Annotated in this window: 2 protein-coding genes and 1 pseudogene; 2 read left to right on the top strand and 1 reads right to left on the bottom strand. The window is 71.0% G+C overall.

The genetic code is table 11. The annotated features are described in order from the left end of the window. Positions 1–3: 3 nt before the first annotated feature. A pseudogene (locus tag CCN51_RS60315) lies at positions 4–489 on the bottom strand (amidohydrolase family protein); the annotation flags it as partial. 156 nt (positions 490–645) lie between these two features. Here CCN51_RS60315 and CCN51_RS41115 point away from each other — a divergent pair. Together CCN51_RS41115 and CCN51_RS41110 are read left to right on the top strand one after the other, a co-directional pair. Beyond that, on the top strand, positions 646–3273 hold the full coding sequence (locus tag CCN51_RS41115; RefSeq protein ID WP_014178893.1) for an ATP-binding protein: 2628 nt from the start codon (positions 646–648) through the stop codon (positions 3271–3273). Positions 3274–3402: 129 nt separating this feature from the next. After that, positions 3403–5070, top strand: a 1668-nt coding sequence (locus CCN51_RS41110) for an AfsR/SARP family transcriptional regulator (RefSeq protein ID WP_211303297.1), incomplete at its 3' end; no start/stop codon positions are given.

Genomic DNA, 5070 nt, shown 5'->3' with positions numbered 1-5070 from the left:
CCCGCACCACTCCTCCACCATCCAGTCGTTGTACGCGCGCAGCGCCAGCAGGCCGAGCTCGTGATCCTTGGCCTCGGTGAAGGTCTGCCCGCAGAAGCGGGGGAAGGTCGGGAAGCAGAGGGCGGACTGGACGTGGTTGACGTCCATGTCCGCGAGCCGGTCGGGCACGGAGTAGGAGCCCGGCCGCATCTGCTCGTAGGTGATGGCCTCGAGTTTCACCTCGTCCCTGCTGTATCCGACGGCGGTGTCGAGGCGGGTGAGCGGCCGGTGCAGATCCTCGTACACCCACCAGTCCGCGATCGGTCCGTCGTCGCCGGGGGCGCCCATCTTCGGGGCGAACTTGCCGCCGACGAAGGTCATCTCCTTCAGGGGCGCCCGGACGATGCGCGGGGCGATGTCGCGGTACTTCGACGGGAGGCGGTCCCGCCAGACGTGAGGGGGTTCGACCGTGTGGTCGTCCACCGAAATTATCCTCGGGAAGCTCTCCATGTTTTCCACGGTAGCGCCGATCTGACGGTTCGTCAGCTACTGGTGTAGCCCAAGTGGCGACTAGGGGCGCCCCTGGGCAATCGGCACTCTTTACTGACGTATGAGCCGGGGCAGGGCAGACTGGCGGTGCAGGAAAAAGTACGTGCGGGGGGCACCATGGTCGGCAACAAGCGGCTTGGGGATCGGGAGGGTTGCACCGCGTCAGGCCCCGAGGGCACCTGGCGCGACGAGGAGGCGGCTCTTGCCCTCTCCGAGGCCCGGATCGAACTGGAATGGGAAAGGAGCGGCGGCGCCAAGATCGTCACGGAGCGCCGGGGCGCCCCAGGGGGCAGCTCCGGGGGCGATGCCACCGTCCCGGCCGGCGCGGTCTCCGGCCTCGCGGCCCCGGACGCGACGGCCCTGGGCTCCGCGGCTCCGGCCGCCGAGACCACAGCCACCGCGACCCCGGACACCGCCGACTCCAGTGGCGCCGCCACGCATGACGCCGGCTCCGGCCCCCGGCAACCCACTCCGCACGCCGACGCCAACGCCGACGCCGAGCTCGCCGAGCCGACCGCGCTCCACGACCACCCCATCACCGGTGCCTCCGTCGTGCGCCCCGCCCAGCTGCCCGCCGCGGTTGCCGACTTCACAGGCCGCGCCGACGCCGTACGGCAGCTGAGCGAGCTGCTGACCGTCGGCGGCGGCGGCGAGCAGGCCGTACTCGCCATCGCCGGCACCGGAGGAATCGGCAAGACGACTCTGGCCGTCCATGTCGCACACGCCGCCCGCCGCCACTTCCCCGACGGCCAGCTCTATATCGACCTCCGCGGCGCCGGCCCCTCCCCCGCCGAGCCGGAAGCGGCGCTCGGGGCCTTCCTGCGCTCCCTCGGCACCCCCGACGCCGCCATCCCGGACGGTGCCGAGGAACGCGCGGCGCTCTACCGCTCGGCCCTGAAGAGCCGCCGGGCCCTGATCCTCCTGGACAACGCCCGCGACGCCGCCCAGATCCGCCCGCTCCTCCCGGGCGATGACGCGGGCGGCTGCGCCGCGCTGATCACCAGCCGGACGAACATGGCCGGCTTGGCAGGCTCCCGCCTCGTCGACCTGGACGTGATGAGCCCGGCGGAGGCGTTCGCCCTCTTCGCCCGCATCGTCGGCGAGGAGCGGGCGAGCGTGGAGCGCGACGAGGTCATGGACGTCCTGGCGTCCTGCGGCTTCCTGCCGCTCGCGATCCGTATAGCTGCCTGCCGGCTCGCCTCCCGGCGCACCTGGGCGGTCTCCGTCCTCGCCCGCAAGCTCGCCGACGAGCGGCGGCGGTTGGACGAGCTGCGGGCCGGGGACCTGGCGGTCAAGGCGAGTTTCGAGCTGGGCTACGGGCAGTTGGAGCCGCAGCAAGCGCGGGCGTTCCGGCTGCTGGGGCTGGCCGACGGACCCGACATCTCGCTTCCGGCGGCCGCGGCCGTCCTCGACCTGGACGACGAAAGCGCCACCGCGCTCCTCGCCTCCCTCGTGGACATCTCGCTCCTGGAGCCCGGCGTGCCGGGGCGCTACCGCTTCCACGACCTGGTGCGGCTGTACGCACGGGCCTGCGCGGAGCGGGAGGAGGACCAGGCCTCGGAGCGCGAAGCCGTGCTGTCCCGGCAAGTGGACTTCTATCTGGCCACGGCCTCCCGGGTCTACGCCGTCGAGCGGCCCGGCGAGCGGACGATCGACCACTTCGAGCCGACCTGCCACCCCGGGCTGCGCTTCGAGTCCTCGGCTGCCGCGCTGGACTGGCTGTTCACCGAGGCCGACTGCCTGATGACCTGCGTTCGGCAATGCACAGGGCCCGGCACGCGCCGCCGCGCCGGGGACTTGCTCATGGCCGCACTCGATCTCGCCGAGTCCGGGGCCAGATCACGCCAGTACGAAGCCGCGGCGCAAGCGGTCGCCGACGCGGCCCACACCGCCGGGGACTTCCGTACCGAGGCCCGCGCCCGTTCGGCGCTGGGGCATCTATACGTCTTCACCGGTCGGTTCAGCGAGGCCGAACTGGAGCTGCGGGGCGCTCTGGAGTTGGCGGCCAGCGACCCCATAGTCGCCTGTCGTTCGCTCAACCAACTCGGCATCCTCGCCCTCGGTCAGGGACGGCACAAGGCTGCCGAGGCCTACCTGAGCCAGGCCCTCGACGCCTATCGCGCCGACGGCAATGAGGTGGGCGAGGCGAGCGCCCTGTCCAACCTGGCGCGCGTCCATGTGAACAGCGGGCGCACCCGGAGCGGAGTGGAGCTTGCTGAGCAAGGGCTCGACATCTACCGACGGCTCGGCGCTCCACTGCGGCTCGCCAACGGGATGTACTCATTGGGCATAGCGCTTACCCGCGCCCACCGCTTCGAAGAAGCGCTCGTTCAGCTCACCGAGGCCCTCGCCATCTTCAAAGAGGCGCGTCAGCCCCTGTGGGAGGGGATGACTCATTTCCGGCTGGCCGAAACTCATCTTGCCGCGAACCATCCGGCCAAAGCGCTCGTCCATGCCGAGCGTTCCCTGGCACTCGGCGGATTCGGCGGCGAGTCGCGACGCTCGTCCTTTCTCGCGATCCAGGGCAAGGCCCTGTCGGCCCTTGGTCACCGGGATCGAGCTGTTCAGTGCTGGCGTGAGGCATACGCCATCTGCGAACGGCTCGGGTCCCCGGAACTCGAAGAGGTACGCCGGCTGCTGTCGCCCGGGACGCCGAATCCACCGGACATCTCTGATCTACTTCTCGGCCACACCGACCTGCTTCACGGCAGTGGCCCCCTGACCGAAAGAGAACCCCCGAGCTGACGGATCGCCAGCCCGGCGGCGTCGCAAACTCTGGCAGGCCTTGTGGAGAGGCCATGCCCCTACTGACGTAAGGGGTACCGGCAAGGCAAACTGGCCCGTGCAACTGGGAGGCATAGGCAGGGGGAGACCATGGCCGGCGAGAAGGGGCGAGGGCAGGAGCAGCCCTTGCGCTTCACCGTGCTCGGACCGGTAAGGGCGTGGCGGGGTGACGAACCGATCGCCACCGGCTCACCGCAGCAGAAGTCCATGCTCGCCGCCCTGATCCTGCGCCAGGGCCGCACCGCGACCGCACCGGAGTTGGTCGATGCCCTGTGGGGCGACGATCCTCCGGACGCGGCGGTCGCCGCGCTGCGCACGTATGCCTCACGGTTGCGGAAGGCTTTCGGGCCGGACTCCGACCTCCTGGTCAGCGAGTCGGGGGGCTACTCGATTCAAATCGCGCCGGGGGCCCTGGACACCGATGCCGCCGAACAGTTGGTCACCGAGGCGGAGAAGGCCCGCCACTCCGGAGACCGGGGCCGGGCGCACGAACTCATCAGCAAGGCGCTGAACCTCTGGGACGGCGAGCCGCTGGCCCGCCTGTCGGGGCCTTACGCCGAAACGCAACGGGCGCGTCTGGCGGAGTGGCACCGCGTCCTGGTCGAAACCAGGCTCGATCTGGACCTGGAGCTCGGCCATCACGTGGAAGCGGTCTCCGAGCTCACCGCGCTCACCGCCCAGCACCCGTACCGCGAGCGGTTGCGTGAGCTGTTGATGCTCGCGCTGTACCGCAGCGGCAGGCAGGGCGAGGCGCTGGCCGTATACAACGACACGCGGCGGCTGCTGGCCGAGGAGCTCGGCGCGGATCCGTGCGCCGAGCTGTCGGAGCTGCACCAGCGGATCCTTCAGGCAGACGCCGAGCTCGCCGCCCCGGTCGATGTCCGGACCACCGTCGGTCCCGCCTTCATCCGCCCCGCACAGCTTCCCGCGACCGTCTCCGACTTCACGGGCCGCGTCTCCTTCGTAAGCGAGCTGAGCGATCAGCTGGCGACCGCCGAGGGGCATGTCATGGCCGTGTCAGCGGTTGCGGGCATCGGCGGCGTCGGCAAAACGACGTTGGCGGTGCATGTGGCGCACGCGGCCCGGCAGCACTTCCCGGACGGGCAGCTCTACATCGACCTACAGGGCGCGGGCCCGGTCCCGGCCGAGCCCGAGGCCGTGCTGGGGTCCTTCCTGCGTGCGCTGGGCACCCCTGACTCCGCGATTCCCGACGGCGTCGACGAGCGGGCCGCCCTCTACCGTTCGACGCTGGACGGCCGCCGCGTGCTGGCACTGCTCGACAACGCCCGCGACGCCGCACAGGTGCGGCCGCTGCTGCCGGGCACGGAGGGCTGTGCCGCACTCATCACCAGCCGCATCCGCATGGTCGACCTGGAGAGTGCGCACCTGATCGATCTGGACGTGATGAGCCCTGAGGAGGCGCTCGTCCTCTTCACCCGCATCGTCGGCCAAGAGCGAGTCGAATCAGAGCGGGAGGCGGCCAGGGACGTGGTCGCCGCCTGCGGCTTCCTGCCCCTGGCCATCCGCATCGCCGCCTCCCGGCTGGCCTCGCGGCGCACTTGGACCGTGTCCTTCCTGAGCCGCAAGCTGGCCGATGAGCGTCGGCGGCTCGACGAGCTCCGGGCCGGAGACCTCGCCGTACGGGCCACCTTCCAGCTGGGCTACGGCCAGTTGGACGCCCAGCAGGCGAGGGCGTTCCGGCTGCTCGGGCTCGCGGACGGGCCCGACATGTCGCTCGCGGCGGCCGCCGCCGTCCTG

Origin of the sequence: Streptomyces milbemycinicus, assembly GCF_002154605.1 — a bacterium.
Taxonomy (GTDB): domain Bacteria; phylum Actinomycetota; class Actinomycetes; order Streptomycetales; family Streptomycetaceae; genus Streptomyces; species Streptomyces milbemycinicus.
This window is presented reverse-complemented; position numbering and strand designations above follow the sequence as displayed.

Bases quoted from the DNA above. Each gene is read 5' to 3' on its own strand.
- CCN51_RS41115 (WP_014178893.1), top strand. From the start codon at position 646: ATGGTCGGCAACAAGCGGCTTGGGGATCGGGAGGGTTGCACCGCGTCA.